The sequence below is a fragment of the Streptomyces asoensis genome, assembly GCF_013085465.1.
GTDB lineage: Bacteria > Actinomycetota > Actinomycetes > Streptomycetales > Streptomycetaceae > Streptomyces > Streptomyces cacaoi_A.
In genome coordinates, this window is record NZ_CP049838.1 from 4,754,389 (window position 1) to 4,770,489 (window position 16,101).

The 16,101-nt window shown below is 70.3% G+C and carries 20 protein-coding genes; 7 read left to right on the forward strand and 13 right to left on the reverse strand.

Features of this window, described 5'->3' with window-relative positions; translation table 11 throughout:
• Window positions 1–5 precede the first annotated feature (5 nt).
• The 5 genes from G9272_RS21200 to G9272_RS21220 all read right to left on the reverse strand — a co-directional run bounded on the left by G9272_RS21200 (window position 6) and on the right by G9272_RS21220 (window position 3,865).
• Entirely contained in the window at window positions 6–452 is a 447-nt protein-coding gene (locus tag G9272_RS21200) for a Fur family transcriptional regulator (protein WP_020130354.1), read from the reverse strand.
• Between the two features lie 16 nt (window positions 453–468).
• Window positions 469–1,044, reverse strand: coding sequence for an FABP family protein (locus G9272_RS21205; protein WP_062645524.1), 576 nt, complete (start codon window positions 1,042–1,044; stop codon window positions 469–471).
• A gap of 231 nt (window positions 1,045–1,275) precedes the next feature.
• A complete protein-coding gene (locus G9272_RS21210) occupies window positions 1,276–2,349 on the reverse strand; it encodes a hypothetical protein (RefSeq protein ID WP_253267882.1) in 1,074 nt (357 codons plus the stop codon).
• On the reverse strand, window positions 2,346–3,185 hold the full coding sequence (locus G9272_RS21215; protein WP_253267883.1) for a hypothetical protein: 840 nt from the start codon (window positions 3,183–3,185) through the stop codon (window positions 2,346–2,348). The genes G9272_RS21210 and G9272_RS21215 overlap by 4 nt, the downstream gene beginning before the upstream one ends.
• Window positions 3,182–3,865: a hypothetical protein gene (locus tag G9272_RS21220; protein WP_171398055.1), complete on the reverse strand. Its 684-nt coding sequence runs from the start codon at window positions 3,863–3,865 to the stop codon at window positions 3,182–3,184. Before G9272_RS21220 ends, G9272_RS21215 begins: the two co-directional genes overlap by 4 nt.
• Window positions 3,866–4,170: 305 nt before the next feature.
• On the opposite strand from G9272_RS21220, the gene G9272_RS21225 reads away from it, so the two are divergent.
• Window positions 4,171–4,533 (forward strand): DsrE family protein, encoded by a 363-nt coding sequence (locus tag G9272_RS21225; protein ID WP_171398056.1) that lies wholly within the window; start codon window positions 4,171–4,173, stop codon window positions 4,531–4,533.
• 8 nt (window positions 4,534–4,541) lie between these two features.
• Here the strand turns inward: G9272_RS21225 and G9272_RS21230 are convergent, their stop codons facing one another.
• From G9272_RS21230 to G9272_RS21260, 8 genes are all read right to left on the reverse strand, one after another.
• Window positions 4,542–4,802 (reverse strand): DUF3099 domain-containing protein, encoded by a 261-nt coding sequence (locus G9272_RS21230; protein ID WP_171398057.1) that lies wholly within the window; start codon window positions 4,800–4,802, stop codon window positions 4,542–4,544.
• A 113-nt stretch (window positions 4,803–4,915) separates the two neighbouring features.
• On the reverse strand, window positions 4,916–5,203 hold the full coding sequence (locus G9272_RS21235) for a DUF1416 domain-containing protein (RefSeq protein ID WP_010351646.1): 288 nt from the start codon (window positions 5,201–5,203) through the stop codon (window positions 4,916–4,918).
• Between the two features lie 39 nt (window positions 5,204–5,242).
• Window positions 5,243–6,082 carry a sulfurtransferase gene (locus G9272_RS21240; RefSeq protein ID WP_171398058.1) on the reverse strand — a complete coding sequence of 280 codons (840 nt, stop codon included), beginning with the start codon at window positions 6,080–6,082 and terminating at the stop codon, window positions 5,243–5,245.
• A gap of 137 nt (window positions 6,083–6,219) precedes the next feature.
• On the reverse strand, window positions 6,220–6,303 hold the full coding sequence (locus tag G9272_RS46205; protein WP_351766844.1) for a putative leader peptide: 84 nt from the start codon (window positions 6,301–6,303) through the stop codon (window positions 6,220–6,222).
• Between the two features lie 207 nt (window positions 6,304–6,510).
• The gene (locus G9272_RS21245; RefSeq protein ID WP_171398059.1) at window positions 6,511–7,248 is read right to left on the reverse strand and encodes an LmeA family phospholipid-binding protein; all 738 of its coding nucleotides are present in this window, start codon (window positions 7,246–7,248) and stop codon (window positions 6,511–6,513) included.
• Window positions 7,249–7,378: 130 nt separating this feature from the next.
• Window positions 7,379–8,692, reverse strand: coding sequence for a hypothetical protein (locus G9272_RS21250; protein WP_437184374.1), 1,314 nt, complete (start codon window positions 8,690–8,692; stop codon window positions 7,379–7,381).
• Between the two features lie 103 nt (window positions 8,693–8,795).
• Window positions 8,796–9,050 carry a MoaD/ThiS family protein gene (locus tag G9272_RS21255; protein WP_020130366.1) on the reverse strand — a complete coding sequence of 85 codons (255 nt, stop codon included), beginning with the start codon at window positions 9,048–9,050 and terminating at the stop codon, window positions 8,796–8,798.
• Between the two features lie 37 nt (window positions 9,051–9,087).
• Window positions 9,088–9,927 carry an alpha/beta hydrolase gene (locus G9272_RS21260; RefSeq protein ID WP_171398061.1) on the reverse strand — a complete coding sequence of 280 codons (840 nt, stop codon included), beginning with the start codon at window positions 9,925–9,927 and terminating at the stop codon, window positions 9,088–9,090.
• 202 nt (window positions 9,928–10,129) lie between these two features.
• On the opposite strand from G9272_RS21260, the gene G9272_RS21265 reads away from it, so the two are divergent.
• The 6 genes from G9272_RS21265 (at window position 10,130) to G9272_RS21290 (ending at window position 16,004) form a co-directional block, all read left to right on the forward strand.
• Complete coding sequence (locus G9272_RS21265; protein ID WP_171398062.1) at window positions 10,130–10,918, forward strand: response regulator transcription factor; 789 nt, start codon at window positions 10,130–10,132, stop codon at window positions 10,916–10,918.
• Between the two features lie 105 nt (window positions 10,919–11,023).
• The gene (locus G9272_RS21270; RefSeq protein WP_171398063.1) at window positions 11,024–12,046 is read left to right on the forward strand and encodes a LacI family DNA-binding transcriptional regulator; all 1,023 of its coding nucleotides are present in this window, start codon (window positions 11,024–11,026) and stop codon (window positions 12,044–12,046) included.
• 174 nt (window positions 12,047–12,220) lie between these two features.
• A complete protein-coding gene (locus G9272_RS21275; RefSeq protein WP_171398064.1) occupies window positions 12,221–13,450 on the forward strand; it encodes a S1C family serine protease in 1,230 nt (409 codons plus the stop codon).
• Between the two features lie 29 nt (window positions 13,451–13,479).
• Window positions 13,480–13,689: a hypothetical protein gene (locus G9272_RS21280; protein ID WP_054243831.1), complete on the forward strand. Its 210-nt coding sequence runs from the start codon at window positions 13,480–13,482 to the stop codon at window positions 13,687–13,689.
• Between the two features lie 117 nt (window positions 13,690–13,806).
• A complete protein-coding gene (locus G9272_RS21285) occupies window positions 13,807–14,544 on the forward strand; it encodes a response regulator transcription factor (protein WP_171398065.1) in 738 nt (245 codons plus the stop codon).
• Window positions 14,541–16,004, forward strand: a complete 1,464-nt coding sequence (locus tag G9272_RS21290; protein WP_171398066.1) for a HAMP domain-containing sensor histidine kinase — start codon at window positions 14,541–14,543, stop codon at window positions 16,002–16,004. The genes G9272_RS21285 and G9272_RS21290 overlap by 4 nt, the downstream gene beginning before the upstream one ends.
• Window positions 16,005–16,101: the final 97 nt, after the last annotated feature.

Consider the following 16,101-nt stretch of genomic DNA (forward strand, 5'->3'; position numbering starts at 1 on the left):
CAAGCCTACGACTTGGTAATTGAACCCTTGAGCGTGCAGTCCTTGCACCGCCCGAAGATCGCGAAGTGCTTCATGTCCGTGTCGAAGCCGAAGGTCTCGCGCAGCTTGTCCCGGAACTCCGCGGCGACCTGTACATCCGCCTCGATGACATTGCCGCAGTCCCGGCAGACGAGGTGGATGTGGTGGTGCCGGTCCGCCAGGTGGTACGTCGGCGCCCCGTGCCCCAGGTGCGCGTGGCTGACCAGCTCCAGCTCCTCCAGGAGCTCCAGGGTCCGGTACACGGTGGAAATGTTGACCCCCGACGCCGTCTTCCTCACTTCCACGAGGATGTCGTCGGGGGTCGCGTGCTCCAGGGTGTCCACGGCTTCGAGGACAAGCTGTCGCTGCGGCGTCAGCCGGTAACCGCGCTGCCGCAGGTCGCTCTTCCAGTCAGTGCTTTCAGTGCTCACCACACCGAAGAGTCTAGAACTACTTGAAGAAGGCGATCCCGTCGTCCGGCATGTCGTCGGGGAGGGCCTTCGCCCAGCGTTCGACGTCCTCCGGGGTGACGACCTTCTTCAGGTGCGCCGACATGTAGGGGCGCAGCTCGACCTCGGGGGTCTGCTTCTCGCCGACCCACATGAGGTCGCTCTTGACGTAGCCGTACAGACGCTTGCCGCCGGTGTAGGGGCCGGAGGCGGCCGTGCGGGCCACCGCGTCGGTGACGAGGTCGATCTGCGGCTTCTTGTCGGCGAGCTCGCCGTACCAGATCTCGACCACGCCGTCGTCGCGGACCATGGTCACCTCGACCTTGCGGTCGGCGTCGACGCGCCAGAAGCCGGACTCCGACTCAAGCGGCCGGACCTTGTTGCCCTCGCCGTCCAGGACCCAGGTGTGGGAGTGGTACTCCAGGAAGTCCCGGCCGTCGTGGCCGAAGGTGACCTCCTGTCCGAAGTTGCACTTCTCCGAGCCGGGGAAGTCGTGCACGCCCGCGCCCGCCCAGCTGCCCAGCAGGAAAGCGAGGGGGACGAGGTCCTTGTGGAGGTCGGACGGAATCTCGATCATGAGTGACAGTTCCTGGACTTGGTCGGTCAGCGCTGGCCCTGGTACAGCTTCTTCACGGTCAGACCGGCGAAGGCGAGGGTGCCGACGCAGACCAGGACCAGCAGGGCTTCGAAGAAGATCTCCACGGGGTGCTCCTCGGATGAGCGTGCTTCGGGGTAGGTACAACAGGGCCGGCCCCCAGCTTACGCGGCCGGGGACCGGCCCTCCCTGTGAGGTACGCCCTCACGGGGGTCAGCCCAGCAGCTGGCTCTGAAGGGTGACGGTCTGCTGGAAGGGGACGGCCGCGGCGGTGCCCTTACGGGACTGGAGGACCAGGGCGACGACGTCACCCGCGCGGAGGTAGGCCTGCCGCAGCTGCTCCGCGCCGTACGGCTTCACCTCGTCGTAGGAGTACCGCATGACGCTCATGCTGTCGAAGTCGGCGGCGGTGGGGTACTTGTCGTCGAACTCCGCCTCGGTGGCGCCGCGCACGGCGTACAGGGGAGCGCCGTAGGTGGTGAGCTCGCCGTAGAGGTTGTCGGCCACCGTCCCCGTGTCGAACTGGAGCAGGTAGACGCGGGTGCTGGTGCCGTCCGGGGTGGTCCAGCCACGGGCCGCGATGTGCCGCAGCCCGTGGTCGGTGAGCAGTTGGCCGACGGCGTCCCGGCCCTCCTTCGCCTCGAACACCGTCAGGAAGTCCTTCGTCGGCAGCCAGCCGTCGGCGCCGTGCAGCGTCTTGTCGTCCGTCGCCCCCTCGGGCGCGGGCAGCAACAGCGCGCGCAGGTCCGCGTAGTGGCTCTGCGCCCAGTTCTTGGTGTCGAACGGGCTGGGGCTGCCCGAGGGCAGCGGCGGCCCGGTGATCTCCGGGTACGCCCAGCGGCCGTCCGACTCGGTGGCGAGACCGGGTACGTCCGTGCGCTCCATGCGGGTGATCCCGTACGCCGTCCCGGCCCCGAGCGCGGCGAACACCGTGACGACGGCGGTCCAGCGCAGAAGGGCCCGCAGAACTCGCCGGTCCTTCGGAGCGACGGGGCCCTGCGGGGCGGTGGCCGGAGCCTCAGGGGCTGCCGGATCCTGCGGGTCGGCCGGGGCCTGCGGGGCGGCTTGGTCCTCCGGGTCGGCTTGGCCCTCAGGGGCAGCCGACTCCTGCGCGGCAGCCGAGGCCTCAGGGGCGACCCGATCCTGCGGGGCGACCGGGCCCTCCGGGGCAGCCGGGGCAGCCGGGGTGGTGGGCGTTTCTGTGGGTGGGAGTGGTTCGACGGGTGGTTCGGCGGCCGTCTCGACGGGCCGTTCGGCGGTGGCCGGCGTCTGCTGTTGCTCGGTCATACGGCCTGTCCCGGGTCGTCGATGCGGTCGAGTTGTGCGGTGAAGAACTGGGCGACGAACTTCGCGTCGAGCACCCCGGGGGCGTCCGCGGTGACGCTGACCAGCACGTCTCCCACGTAGGCGGTGCAGAGCGCGAAGCCCAGCTCCTCGTCCTTGTCCTTGGGCGTCAGGAAGCACTGGGCGTCCTTGTTGCCCGCGATCTTCGGGCCCTTGCGGAAGACGTCCGTGGCGGCGAGGAAGCCGTTGAAGGACGTCGCCGCCTCTCGTACGGCGGTGCGGTTCTCCATCCGCGACAAGTTGACGTCGAACGTGATCGCGTCCGTGGTGTTGTAGTCCGACCGGCCGACGATGTAGCTGCGCATCGCCACGCCCTTGATGCGCTCCTTGTCGATCAGCTTCTCCAGCTGCCGGCGTGACTTGCTGGGCAGGTCCTTGATGGACTCCTTGCGCATGGCGGTGGCCTGCGCTCCGCTGAACTCGGCGTCCGCGCCGAACTCACCGAGGTCGGGGCCGAGCTCGAAGCCGTCGGTGCCGTAGGGCACCAGCAGGGCGCTCAGCCCCGACGCCGCCGCACCGTCCTGCTTGGTCTTCTCGTCGTCCTGGGCGACCGGCGGGAACTTCCAGGTCGGCTTGCCGGGGTCGCGGTCGGCGTCCTGGACGGTCACGACGGTGTAGCCGACGCCGCCGACGAGCGCGCAGGCCAGCAGCACGGATCCCGCCACGGCGGCGATCCGGCCGGGGCGGAGGACCCTGCGGGCGGGCTTCACGACGGCGGGCTCGGCGCCGCCGCCCTCGATGGCCTCGGGGTTCTCGGGGCTCTCGGGGTTCTCGCTCACAGCTTTCCCACCTGCCGCTGGGCCAGGTCCATGATCTTCGCCTTGGAGATCGGCTTGCTGTCGCTGATGTAGATCTCCACGTAGATGTCGCCCCGCCAGGCATGCGCCTCGGCCGTGTACAGCGGGAGGTAGCCCGGCTTCCGGTCGGGCGTGTCGTGCACGTAGGCCGTCCCGTTGCCGTCCCCGGTGCCCGGGACGGGCCAACTGCGGGTGTCGTCCTCGTCCTCGGCCCAGTAGTGGCCGTTGTCGGCCCACTCCGACGCGGCCGCCTTGCTCTCCTGGCGGAACTGCACGAGCCCGATCTGGACGTTGTACGTCTCGCCCACCCGCCACGAGGTCTCGGCGGCACGGCGGAACTCGTCGTCGACGAGGTTGTTGAACGTGGTGCCCGGCTTCTCGTACTGGTCCGCGTAGGTGGCCAGATCGGCCCAGCCGTCGCTGCCCACCGGGAACAGGCTGTCCTTCGCGCCCTTGGGGCGCGTGATCAGCAGCTTGCGCAGATCGCCGTCCGTCTTGACCCGCCGGTCCTGCGCCGCCGACAGCGGCTCGACCTCGCCCTTGCCCTGCCCGAGCACGGGCTGGGAGAGCGGCGGCAGCGCGGTCGGTTCGCGGTCGGCCTGGACGAGGAAACCGGCGCAGGCGCCGACGACGACACCGAGCACAGCGGCTCCGGCGATCATCAGCGTCGTACGTCCGCGGCGACGGCGGGGGCGCGGAAGAGGCGGTTCGGCCGCAACGGCTGCGGCTGCTCCTGCCTCGACGGCCTCTTCTGTCCCGTCTGCCTCGACATCTGCCTCGACATCTGCCTCGACATCTGCCTCGACTTTTGCCTCTACAACCCCGATTTCACCTGTTACCTCTTCGGCCCTTTCAGGACCTTCCACAACATCCCCCTCAGAAGCGTGAAGCGCGTGTTCCGTATCGCGCTCACAGGAGACCCATGGTCAACTCCAGGAGTTGTAGCCGAGTTGATTACGATTCAGGCATGGCGAAGAAGCTCGTGATCAAGGTGACGGCGGGCGCAGACGCGCCCGAACGGTGCTCTCAGGCGTTCACGGTCGCGGCCGTCGCCGTGGCCAGTGGGGTCGAGGTCTCGCTGTGGCTGACCGGGGAGTCCGCCTGGTTCGCGCTGCCGGGCCGGGCCGCCGAGTTCGAGCTGCCGCACGCGGCCCCGCTGCCCGGCCTGCTCGACGCGATCCTGGCCGGTGGCCGCCTCACCCTGTGCACCCAGTGCGCGGCCCGCCGGGACATCACGGAGAAGGACGTCATCGAGGGCGTACGGATCGCGGGAGCGCAGGTGTTCGTGCAGGAGGCGCTGGCCGACGGCGTCCAGGCGCTCGTCTACTAGGACAGGCCCTAGGGGCGGCGTTTCTTGCCGTCCAGCTCGTCCCACCACTCGTCGGACTTCGGATCGCCGGAGGGGTCGTCCCACCAGCGGTCCTCGGGACCGCGCCGGTTGGCGACCATCGCGGCGAGCGGCGGGATGACCATGGCCACCACACACATCCCGACGGCCACGGGCATCGACCAGATACGCACGACTCCCCAGGCCAGAACGAACAGCACGATGCAGCTGCCCATCATGGCGAAGTAGACGTGCCTACGGCGGGCGTACATAAGTCCAGGGTAGAACCGCCGCAGCCGATCGGGGCGGGGCCGGGTATGCCGGAAGGGCCGTGCCCCGGGGGTGAACCCGGGGCACGGCCCTTGCGGTGTCGGGGTCCGAGGGGTCAGACCGCGATCGCGACCTCCGCGAGGCCGCCCTGCTGGGCGACGACCGTGCGGTCGGCGGTGGCGCCGGGGACGAGGGCACGAACGGTCCAGGTGCCCTCGGCCGCGTAGAAGCGGAACTGTCCGGTGGCGGAGGTCGGGACCTCCGCGGTGAACTCGCCGGTCGAGTCCAGCAGACGGACATAGCCCGTCACCGGCTCGCCGTCCCGGGTCACCTGACCCTGGATCGTGGTCTCACCGGGCTTGATCGTCGAGGCGTCCGGGCCGCCGGCCTTCGCTCCACACATGTGCTTCTCCAGAGGTCGTTCAGGTCGGTCTTGGGCGGATTACTTGTTGGCGCCGAGCTCGATCGGGACGCCGACGAGGGAGCCGTACTCGGTCCAGGAGCCGTCGTAGTTCTTGACGTTCTCCACGCCCAGCAGCTCGTGCAGCACGAACCAGGTCAGGGCCGAGCGCTCGCCGATGCGGCAGTACGCGATGGTGTCCTTGGCCAGGTCGACCTGCTCGTCGGCGTAGAGCTCCTTGAGCTCGTCGTCCGACTTGAAGGTGCCGTCGTCGTTGGCGTTCTTCGACCACGGGATGTTGCGGGCGGACGGGACGTGACCCGGACGCTGCGACTGCTCCTGCGGCAGGTGCGCGGGAGCGAGCAGCTTGCCGCTGAACTCGTCGGGCGAGCGGACGTCGACCAGGTTCTGCGAGCCGATGGCCGCCACGACGTCGTCGCGGAAGGCGCGGATGGCCTTGTTCTGCGGCTTGGCCTGGTAGGAGGTCTCGGGGCGCTCGGGCACCTCTTCGACCAGCTCGCGGGCGTCCAGTTCCCACTTCTTGCGGCCACCGTCGAGAAGCTTGACGTTGTCGTGGCCGTAGAGCTTGAAGTACCAGTAGGCGTAGGACGCGAACCAGTTGTTGTTGCCGCCGTAGAGGATCACCAGCGTGTCGTTGGCGATGCCCTTGGCCGACAGGAGCTTCTCGAAGCCCTCCTGGTCGACGAAGTCACGGCGGACCGGGTCCTGGAGGTCCTTGGTCCAGTCGATCCGGATGGCGTTCCGGATGTGGTTCTTCTCGTACGCGGACGTGTCCTCGTCGACCTCGACGATGGCGATGTCGGCGTTGTCGAGGTTGGCCTCGACCCAGTCGGCGTCGACCAGGACGTCACTGCGGCTCATGCTCGTTCTCCTCCGGGGCAGTTGCGGCGGGGGTGTGCAAGAAAGAGGGGTGCGCGGCCGGGTCTCGCCGGCGGCCGGCGCACGGATGCCCTCGAGTGAGGGCGCCGGGAGGCGCGGAAGGCCGGCGGCGCTTCCGCTCAGAAAGTGCGACAGAGCATGGCGGCGACGCGGCACAGGTCTACTGCCCGCCGCTTCGTGAGATCCGCCTGTCGCTGCATCATGTCGACGATCGTAGGGACGGACAGGCGGGCATGTCACCAGCATGCCGAATGGTGAGATGCGATCGTCCGGATAGTGGGACAAGAAAAGCGCCCGGGCCGTCGTCGCACGGCTTCCGGGCGCTTGTGTCCGCCGTCACCCCTACGGTACGGACGGCGGCGTCTCGCCTGTCGGACACTCTCCGTCCATCGCGGGCCCGGGAGTCAGCCCTACCCGGCCAGCCTGACGTTCGAACCCTTCACCGAGATGTCCACACCGTTCGTCCCCGCCTGGACCTTGTCGAGCTGGATCCCGCCGGGCAGGTCGTCGATCTTCTGCTCGAAGTCGGTGATCGAGCGCACCTCGCTCTCGGCGGCCTGGACCCCGCCGAAGCTGGGCAGCGAGTCGGCGTGCACGCGGACGGTGTCGCCCTCGACGGTGACCGTGCTGAGGACGTACACGGGCTGCGGCAGCTTGGTGCCGAGCACGGTGGCCTCGACGGCGACCTTGATCTTGCCGTTGCCGCCGTCGGAGAGGCCGACCACGTTGGCGGTGACGCCCTGCATCACCTGCGTCGGCTCGGACTTCGCCGTCTTCAGCAGCTCGGCGTAGGTGATGGACGCGGTGCCGGTGGCGCTGGAGGCGGTGGCGGAGCTGTAGTCACCGGAGAACTCGACGCCCTTCATGTCCGCCGCGAGGTCGTCGATACGGATCGTCTGACCGTTGGTACCGGTCGCCGCCTCGTAGTCCTTGATGCCGACCTCGACGTCGTCCAGCGAGCCGCCGACGACCTGGGTGAGGAACGGGAAGCCCTTGATGGACACGTCCGGGGTGGTGGCGAGACCCTCGTTGGCCTTCAGCTTGTCGGCCACCTCGCCCTCAGCGAAGTTCACGGCGAGGCGGTCCGCGAGCACGAACAGGCCGCCCAGGACCACGACGACGACCAGCAGTATTCGAAGCGCACGCATGCGGTAGTTCCCCCACCCGGATGACCTGAACGGTTCATTGACAACGGTTCAAGGTAACCCCGCGCGGAAGGGGCACCGGCGATTTGTCGATCACCTGTGACAGACCATCACCGCTCTTTACCCCTTACCCCTACGCCAGCGCCCGCCCGAGCACGTAGACCGCGGGCGCCGCCGCGGCCAGCGGCAGGGCCACGCCCGCCGTGAAGTGGACGAAGCGGGAGGGGTAGTCGTAGCTCGCGACCCGGTGGCCGACCAGCGCGCAGACCGCAGCGCCCGCGCCGAGCAGCGCGCCCTTGGCGCCCAGGCCGGTCATCCCGCCGACCGCGATGCCCGCGCCCGCCGCGGCGAGCAGGGCCACCACGACGGAGGCCGGGGTGGGCAACGGCAGCGCCCGGGCCAGGACGGCCACCGCCACCGCGGCCGCGCCGACCGTCACCGCGTCCGGCTCGGCGCCGAGGTGCCCGGTGGCGAGGATGGCCAGCGCGGAGGAGGCGACGGTCGCCATCAGTCCGTACATACGTTCGTCGGGGTCGGCGTGCGAGCGCAGCTGGAGCACCAGACAGAGCAGGACCCAGACGCCGAGGGTGCCGAAGATCGCGGCGGGCGCGTTCTCCCGGCCCGCCGCGAGGAGCGCCACGTCCGACACCAGTGCGCCCAGGAAGGCGAGCGCGATGCCCTGGCGGGCCGGCCACATGCCGTTCAGCCGGAACCAGCCCGCCGCCGTGACGGCTTGGAGCGCGACGAGCGGGACGAGGAGGGCGTACGAGCCGATGGCCGCCGTACCGGACAGGAGCAGCCCGAGGAGCGCGGTGAGCGCGGCGGGCTGCATCCCCGGCTCGATGATCGGCGAACGCCCCTCGAGGCGGGCCCGCTGGGCGTCGGTGACGCGGGCGTTGCCGGCCAGGGTGGCGGGGCCGTAGGTCATGCCGGTGTCTCCGGTCGCGGGTTCCGGCACGGGGTCGGAAGCAAGGGGGGCGGCGGGCGCCGCGGGCGGGTAGGGGGCCTGCTGGGATGCCGGGGCCTGCCAGTTCCCCGCCTGGGCGTGGTGCTGCGGCTGGGCTTGGCTCTGCGGCTGGGCGTGGTGCTGCGGCTGGGCGTGGGTCTCCGGCGGCAGGGCCGCGCCCGCCGCGGGGCCGCCGCCGTAGGCCGGGGCGTTGCCGTACGCGGAGGCGTTGCCGTACCCGGGGGCGTCGTCGTACGCGGGAGCGTCGTCGTACGCGGGAGCGTTGCCGTACGCGGGAGCGTTGCCGTACGCGGGCTGCGGGCTGCCGTAGATCGGCGCCTCGCCCGTCTGCGGGGGCAGATAGGCGGTCCGGGCCGGGTCGGCCGGGGTGACCGGCGACTGGACGCTCGTCTCCCAGGTCTGGCCCTGCCACTGCTGCGTGTCCTGGAGATGGGCCTGCGGGTCCTCGTACCCCTGCTGCCCCGGCCACGCCTGCTGCATCGCCTGCTGGGGCTGCTGGGGCTGCTGCTGGGCGTACGGGTCGTACCCCTCGTAGCCCTCGTGCCCCTCGTAGCCCTGATGGTCGTACGGCTGGTCGGTCATCTCACCCTCCTGCGAACGGCGGGAGCACCTCGACCGTGCCGCCGTCGGCCAGCCGTACCGTCTCATGTTCGCGGGTGCCCACGGGGTCACCGTCGACGAGGAACGAGCATCGTTGCAGGACACGCACGAGTTCACCGGGGTGTCGCGCACGTGCGGCGTCGAGTGCCTCGGCGAGTGTGGCCGCGTCATGCGGCTCCTCGGCGACCCCGGCCGCGGCCTTGGCGGCCGCCCAGTAGCGCACCGTGACCTTGGGCATCAGGTTCCTCAATCGATCGGCTGTGTACACGGTCAGGCTAGCCCGCCCGTGCGACCGCCCAGTCCCCGATACGGGCCAGCAGGCCGTCGTCGGCCGCGTGCTCGGCGTGGCCCATGCCGTGCTCCAGCCAGAGTTCGCCGTGGCCGGCGGCGGCCTCGGCCAGCATCCGGGGGTGGTCGAGGGGGAAGTAGCCGTCCTGGTCGCCGTGCACGATCAGCAGCGGGGTCGGCGCGATCTTCGGGACCGCCTCGACCGGGGACAGCGGGACGGGGTCCCAGTCCCGGCGGTGGATACGGGTGCGGAAGCCGTAGCGGCCGACCAGGCGTCCCTCGGGGCGGGTGACCATCCAGTGCAGCCGGCGCATCGGGGCCGTGCCGCGGTAGTACCAGCGGGCGGGGGCGCTCACGGAGACGACGGCGTCCACCGTCCCCTCGTACAGCGCCGCGTGCCGCAGCACCACCGAGCCGCCCATCGAGAAGCCGACGGTCACCACGCGCGCGTGCCCGAGCGAGCGGGCCCACTCCACCACGGCGGCCAGGTCGAGGACCTCGCGGTCGCCGACCGTCGAGTGTCCGCCGGAGCGGCCGTGGCCCCGGAAGGAGAAGGTGACGACGGCGCCGTATCGGGCGAGGGCGGACGCCACGCGCCGCACGTGCGGGCGGTCCACGTCCCCGGTGAACCCGTGGGCGACGACGAACACCGGGTGACGGGTGGATGGCGCGGAGCTGTCGTATACGGCCGCACCCGGTTCGTATACGGAATCGACGGAAATCCCGTCGGCGGTGGGCAGAAACGTCCGCAATGGTGCGTGCGTGCCCGTCTCGGAATACGGACGAACGGTGGAACGTGCCACATGACCTGCCGGACCGCTGCTCATGTGGGCTATTCTGCTGGACAGAGGACTCGGGCAGCGTAGCCCCCGGGTCCTTTTGTGCTTTCGGAAGCGTTGTATACGAAATGGGAACCGGGCGGGAAACGCCAGGTGACCTCAGGTGTACGGCCCCCCGGGATCGCAGAGCAGTGCCGCAAAAGCCGCAGTGCCGCAATGTCCTCGCAGGGACCGAGGAGGAACCAGACGTATGAGTTCTCTGCTGCTCCTGACCAACGCTCTCCAGCCGTCGACGGAGGTGCTTCCGGCCCTCGGACTGCTGCTGCACAACGTGCGGGTGGCCCCGGCCGAAGGCCCCGCCCTCGTCGACACCCCCGGTGCCGACGTCATCCTGATCGACGGCCGCCGCGATCTGCCCCAGGTCCGCAGCCTCTGCCAGCTGCTGCGCTCCACCGGACCGGGCTGTCCGCTCATCCTGGTCGTGACCGAGGGCGGCCTCGCCGCCGTCACCGCCGACTGGGGCATCGACGACGTACTGCTGGACACCGCCGGACCGGCCGAGGTCGAGGCCCGGCTGCGGCTGGCCATGGGCCGCCAGCAGATCGTCAACGACGACTCCCCGATGGAGATCCGCAACGGCGACCTGTCGGTCGACGAGGCCACCTACAGCGCGAAGCTGAAGGGGCGGGTCCTGGACCTCACCTTCAAGGAGTTCGAGCTCCTGAAGTACCTGGCCCAGCACCCGGGCCGGGTGTTCACCCGCGCACAGCTGCTCCAGGAGGTCTGGGGCTACGACTACTTCGGCGGCACCCGTACCGTCGACGTCCACGTACGACGTCTGCGCGCCAAGCTCGGCCCCGAGCACGAGTCGCTGATCGGAACCGTCCGGAACGTCGGTTATCGATTCGTTACCCCTGAGAAGGGGGAGCGTGCGAGCGAGGAAGCGAAGGCCAAGGCGGACCGGTCGGAGCGGTCAAACACGGAGGAAGCGGACAACGCGGCCGCCCTGGACGCCGAAGAGGTCTCGGCGGAGGCGTAGTACCCGCCGGTAGGCCCGGCACCCGCTCGGGAAGGGCATTGCTCGCGCACAGGGAAGCTCCTGTACGCCCTGCCCAGAGCGGGTCCATCCGCGTAGACTCCGCGCGTGGCCAAGGTGACTCGGGATGATGTGGCGCGACTGGCGGGGACTTCTACCGCCGTCGTCAGTTATGTCATCAACAACGGACCCCGGCCGGTCGCCCCGGCCACGCGCGAGCGTGTCCTCGCCGCCATCAAGGAGCTGGGGTACCGGCCCGACCGGGTCGCCCAGGCGATGGCGTCACGGCGCACCGACCTCATAGGCCTGATCATCCCGGACGCCCGTCAGCCCTTCTTCGGCGAGATGGCGCACGCGGTCGAGCAGGCCGCCTCCGAGCGCGGAAAGATGGTGCTGGTCGGCAACACCGACTACGTCGCCGAGCGCGAGGTCCACTATCTGCGCGCGTTCCTCGGGATGCGCGTCTCGGGGCTCATCCTCGTCAGCCACGCGCTGAACGACCTGGCGGCCGCGGAGATCGACGCCTGGGACGCCCGGGTGGTGCTGCTGCACGAACGCCCCGAGGCCATCGACGACGTCGCCGTCGTCACCGACGACCTGGGCGGCGCCCAGCTCGCCGTACGCCACCTCCTGGAGCACGGCTACGAGTACGTGGCCTGTGTCGGCGGCACCGCGGAGACCCCCTCCGTCGGCGACCCGGTCTCCGACCACGTCGAGGGCTGGCGGCGCGCGATGGACGAGGCCGGCGTCAGCACCGAGGGCCGGCTCTTCGAGGCGCCGTACAACCGCTACGACGCCTACCGCGTCTCCCTGGAACTGCTGGCGGGCCCGGACCGGCCGCCGGCCGTCTTCTGCTCCACCGACGACCAGGCGATCGGTCTGCTGCGCGCGGCGCGCGAGCTGCGTATCGACGTGCCCGGCGAGCTGGCGGTCATCGGCTTCGACGACATCAAGGAAGCGGCCCTCGCCGACCCGCCCATGACAACGATCGCGTCGGACCGCTCCGCGATGGCCCGGGCGGCGGTCGACCTCGTCCTGGACGACGGTCTGCGGGTCGCGGGGTCGCGGCGCGAGCGGCTGAAGGTGTTCCCGTCGCAGCTGGTGGTGCGGCGGTCCTGCGGCTGCGAGTAACCGTTCACGGGCCTGTACGAGTCGTTCACAGGCCTGTATGAGCCGTGTATGAGACGCGTCTGAGAGGCTCCGCACGACTTCCGGATCGCTCTTTATATCGGGCATACGCGGTTCTGGCGGGCTTCTCAGGGAGCACTCAGGGAGCTCTCATGGTCAGGCGCGAAGCTTCTTTCCATGACCGAGAGCATCCGCCGCAGCGGCGAGTACGAGAACTTCGAGAACCCGTACCAGGCCCCGTACGAGGGCGCCCAGCAGCACGCTTCCGCCCCCGTGGGCTCCTCCCCGGTGAACCCGGAATGGCCGCCCCCGCCGGCGTACGAGCCGGTCGCGCAGCCCGTGCAGCAGCAGCCGGTGCAGCAGTCCGCGCACCAGCAGCAGCCGGCCGTCGAGCCCACCGCGGTGTGGCAGACCCAGGCAGCCGCCGGTGGCGCCGACAACGGCGGCTACGGCGGCAACGGCGGCGGAACCGCTCTCCTCACCCCCGTGGCCGCCGAGCCCGCGCCCGCCGGGAAGAGGCGCGCCCGCGGCCCGTTCGCGCTGCTCGCCGCCGTGGCGATCGTCGCGGCGGCCATAGGCGGCGGCACGGCCTACGGCATCCAGGAGCTGACCGGCAAGGACACGGTGGTCTCCTCGTCCACCACCACCAGCGTGGTGCCCTCCAGCAAGACCGGTGACGTGGCCACCATCGCGGCGGCGGTCAGCCCGAGCGTCGTCGAGGTCAGCGCCACGCTCAGCAACGGGACGTCCACCGGCTCCGGTGTGATCATCACCAGCGGCGGGGAGATCGTCACCAACAACCACGTCATCTCCGGCGCCAACTCGATCAAGGTGTCGACGAGCGACGGGAAGTCGTACACCGCCAAGGTCGTCGGCACGGACAGCAAGAAGGACCTCGCGCTCATCAAGCTGGAGAACGCGTCCGGCCTGAAGGCGGCGACCCTCGGCAACTCCGACGGCGTCAAGGTCGGCGACACGGTCGTGGCGATCGGCTCCCCCGAGGGCCTGACCGGCACCGTCACCAGCGGCATCGTCTCCGCGCTGAGCCGGGACGTGACCGTCTCGACCGACGAGAGCCAGAGCCAGGGCCAGGGCCAGGGCAGTCAGGGCGGCGACGGCAGCTGGCCGTTCCAGTTCGGCGGCCAGCAGTTCAACGGCGACACCGGTACGTCCACGACGACGTACAAGGCGCTCCAGACGGACGCCTCCCTGAACCCCGGCAACTCCGGCGGCGCGCTCATCGACGCCAGCGGCAACATCATCGGCATCAACTCCGCGATGTACTCCGCCGCGACGGACTCTTCCTCCTCCGCCGACGCCGGCAGCGTCGGCCTCGGCTTCGCCATCCCGATCAACACCGTCAAGGCCGACCTCGCCACGCTGCGGGCCGGCGGCTCCGACAGCTGACAACCCACCACCGAGTCAGGGAGTACGTCATGATCAAGCAGGTTTCGCACACGGTGACCGGTTTCGGTGCGGCCGACCTCGGCCTGGCCCTCGACGTGGCGTACGAGCTGCACCCGCCGGTCGCGCCGACCCGCGCGCCGGAGGTGGCGGCCCCGCAGCTGATGGGTCTGCGCACCACCGCGGCCCGCCCGCACCAGCGCAAGGTTCCGTTGAACCGGCTCGCGGCCATGCGCGGCTGATCTCACCCCAACCCGCTCTTTACGCGCACACCGGGAACCGTGCGAGGCTGAGGCCACTCAGCACGTTCAGCAGGTCCAGCCTCCCGTCGTCCCATCGCACCTGAGGAATCCACGCCCATGAGCCCCGCCGAAGGCGACCGTGACACCCAGCGCATCCTGATCGTCGACGACGAGCCGGCGGTGCGCGAAGCACTCCAGCGCAGCCTCGCCTTCGAGGGCTACGACACGCAGGTCGCCGTGGACGGCGCGGACGCGCTGGAGAAGGCGACGGTCTACCAGCCCGACCTGGTGGTGCTGGACATCCAGATGCCGCGCATGGACGGCCTCACCGCCGCGCGCCGCATCCGCGGGGCCGGCGACACCACGCCCATCCTGATGCTGACGGCCCGCGACACGGTCGGCGACCGGGTCACGGGACTGGACGCCGGGGCGGACGACTACCTGGTCAAGCCCTTCGAGCTGGACGAACTGTTCGCCCGCGTACGGGCCCTGCTGCGGCGCAGCTCCTACGCGGCGGCGGCCGGAGCGGGCGCGGTGGAGGAGGACGAGGCTCTCACCTTCGCCGACCTGCGCATGGACCTCGCGACCCGCGAGGTCACCCGCGGCGGACGCCCCGTGGAACTGACCCGCACGGAGTTCACCCTCCTGGAGATGTTCATGGCACACCCGCGCCAGGTGCTCACCCGTGAGCAGATCCTGAAGGCGGTCTGGGGCTTCGACTTCGAGCCGTCGTCCAACTCGCTGGACGTGTACGTGATGTACCTGCGCCGCAAGACGGAAGCGGGCGGAGAGCCGCGCCTCGTGCACACCGTGCGGGGCGTGGGGTACGTGTTGCGACAGGGCGGGGCGGAGTGAACAAGATCGTGCGGCGGTTCCGCTCCCTGCCGATCAGGTCACGCCTGGCCATGCTGGTGGCGGCGGCGGTGGCGTTCGCGGTGGCGGCGGTTTCGGTCACCTGTTGGTTCCTCGTGCAGGGGAAGCTGTACGACCAGGTGGACACGCAGCTCGACGGTGCCAACGTGAGGCTGAACCAGCAAGACGTCGCGGCGCTGTTGGCCACCTGTACGAACGAGGCGAGCGAGTCGACCGGCAGCTTCCGCCCCAGGGACTACTACGTGCAGGTGGTGAAGTCGGACGGCAGCGTCTGCGTGTTCCCCGAGTCGGCGGGCACGGTCAAGGTCACCGGCCACGACAAGAGCATGGCGGCAGACCCCGAGCCGGGTGTGAGCACCTTTCACGACAGCACCGATGCCGACGGCAAGGATGTGCGAGTACGCACCACTCCCCTCACGGTGGGATTCGGCCCCACCACCCAGCTCTACCCCGACTACGCGCTGGTCCTCGGTGTGTCCCTCAAGGAGACCCAGAACACCCTCAACGACCTCGCCCTCATCCTCCTCCTCGTCTCCGGGATCGGAGTCGTCGGTGCGGGCGCCGCCGGTCTGGCAGTGGCCCGTGCGGGGCTGCGGCCGGTCGACAAGCTCACCGAGGCCGTCGAGCACGTGGCCCGGACGGAGGACCTGAGCATCCGCATCCCCGTCGAGGACGACAGCGACGACGAGGTGGCCCGCCTCTCCCGTTCCTTCAACTCCATGACCGCCTCCCTCGCCAACTCCCGCGAGCTCCAGCAGCAGCTGATCGCGGACGCCGGGCACGAGCTGCGCACCCCTCTCACCTCCCTCCGTACCAACATCGAGCTCCTCACCCGCAGCGAGGAGACGGGCCGTCCGATCCCCCCGGCGGACCGCAAGGCGCTCCTCGCCTCCGTGAAGGCGCAGATGACGGAGCTGGCGTCACTCATCGGCGACCTCCAGGAACTGTCCCGCTCCGAGGGCCAGCGCGGTGAACGCGTGCAGGTGGTCTCGATGGAGGACGCGGTGGAGTCGGCGCTGCGCCGGGCCCGGCTGCGCGGCCCGGAGCTGACCATCACCGCCTCGCTGGAGCCCTGGTACACCCGGGCGGAGCCGGCCGCGCTGGAGCGGGCGGTGGTCAACATCCTCGACAACGCGGTGAAGTTCAGCCCCGAGGGCGGCACGATCGACGTCCGGCTGAGCCACGGGACGCTGACCGTCCGCGACCACGGACCCGGTATCCCCACCGAGGAACTCCCGCACGTCTTCGACCGCTTCTGGCGCTCCCCCAGCGCGCGGGCCCTCCCGGGCTCGGGCCTCGGTCTCTCGATCGTCGCCCGTACCGTGGAACAGGCGGGCGGCCAGGTCGGTCTGGCCCGCGCGGACGGCGGCGGCACGGTGGCGACGGTCCGGCTGCCGGGGGCTCCGACCCCTCCGCCGGAGGATCCCGCCATCGCCTCCTAGGCGGCGGACGACTCTCTCCTCACGTATTTCCGTGAGTTCGGCAACCTTTCCGATCCGGGCGGCGACCCAGCAACGCATCAACTCCCCCCGCCCCGCA

Coding starts and splice junctions, on each gene's coding strand:
- G9272_RS21205 (WP_062645524.1), bottom strand. CDS start 1,044: ATGATCGAGATTCCGTCCGACCTCCACAAGGACCTCGTCCCCCTCGCT.
- G9272_RS21210 (WP_253267882.1), bottom strand. CDS start 2,349: ATGACCGAGCAACAGCAGACGCCGGCCACCGCCGAACGGCCCGTCGAG.
- G9272_RS21220 (WP_171398055.1), bottom strand. CDS start 3,865: ATGATCGCCGGAGCCGCTGTGCTCGGTGTCGTCGTCGGCGCCTGCGCC.
- G9272_RS21225 (WP_171398056.1), top strand. CDS start 4,171: ATGGCGAAGAAGCTCGTGATCAAGGTGACGGCGGGCGCAGACGCGCCC.
- G9272_RS21230 (WP_171398057.1), bottom strand. CDS start 4,802: ATGTACGCCCGCCGTAGGCACGTCTACTTCGCCATGATGGGCAGCTGC.
- G9272_RS21235 (WP_010351646.1), bottom strand. CDS start 5,203: ATGTGTGGAGCGAAGGCCGGCGGCCCGGACGCCTCGACGATCAAGCCC.
- G9272_RS21240 (WP_171398058.1), bottom strand. CDS start 6,082: ATGAGCCGCAGTGACGTCCTGGTCGACGCCGACTGGGTCGAGGCCAAC.
- G9272_RS46205 (WP_351766844.1), bottom strand. CDS start 6,303: ATGATGCAGCGACAGGCGGATCTCACGAAGCGGCGGGCAGTAGACCTG.
- G9272_RS21245 (WP_171398059.1), bottom strand. CDS start 7,248: ATGCGTGCGCTTCGAATACTGCTGGTCGTCGTCGTGGTCCTGGGCGGC.
- G9272_RS21250 (WP_437184374.1), bottom strand. CDS start 8,692: ATGCAGCAGGCGTGGCCGGGGCAGCAGGGGTACGAGGACCCGCAGGCC.
- G9272_RS21255 (WP_020130366.1), bottom strand. CDS start 9,050: ATGCCCAAGGTCACGGTGCGCTACTGGGCGGCCGCCAAGGCCGCGGCC.
- G9272_RS21260 (WP_171398061.1), bottom strand. CDS start 9,927: ATGAGCAGCGGTCCGGCAGGTCATGTGGCACGTTCCACCGTTCGTCCG.
- G9272_RS21265 (WP_171398062.1), top strand. CDS start 10,130: ATGAGTTCTCTGCTGCTCCTGACCAACGCTCTCCAGCCGTCGACGGAG.
- G9272_RS21275 (WP_171398064.1), top strand. CDS start 12,221: ATGACCGAGAGCATCCGCCGCAGCGGCGAGTACGAGAACTTCGAGAAC.
- G9272_RS21280 (WP_054243831.1), top strand. CDS start 13,480: ATGATCAAGCAGGTTTCGCACACGGTGACCGGTTTCGGTGCGGCCGAC.
- G9272_RS21285 (WP_171398065.1), top strand. CDS start 13,807: ATGAGCCCCGCCGAAGGCGACCGTGACACCCAGCGCATCCTGATCGTC.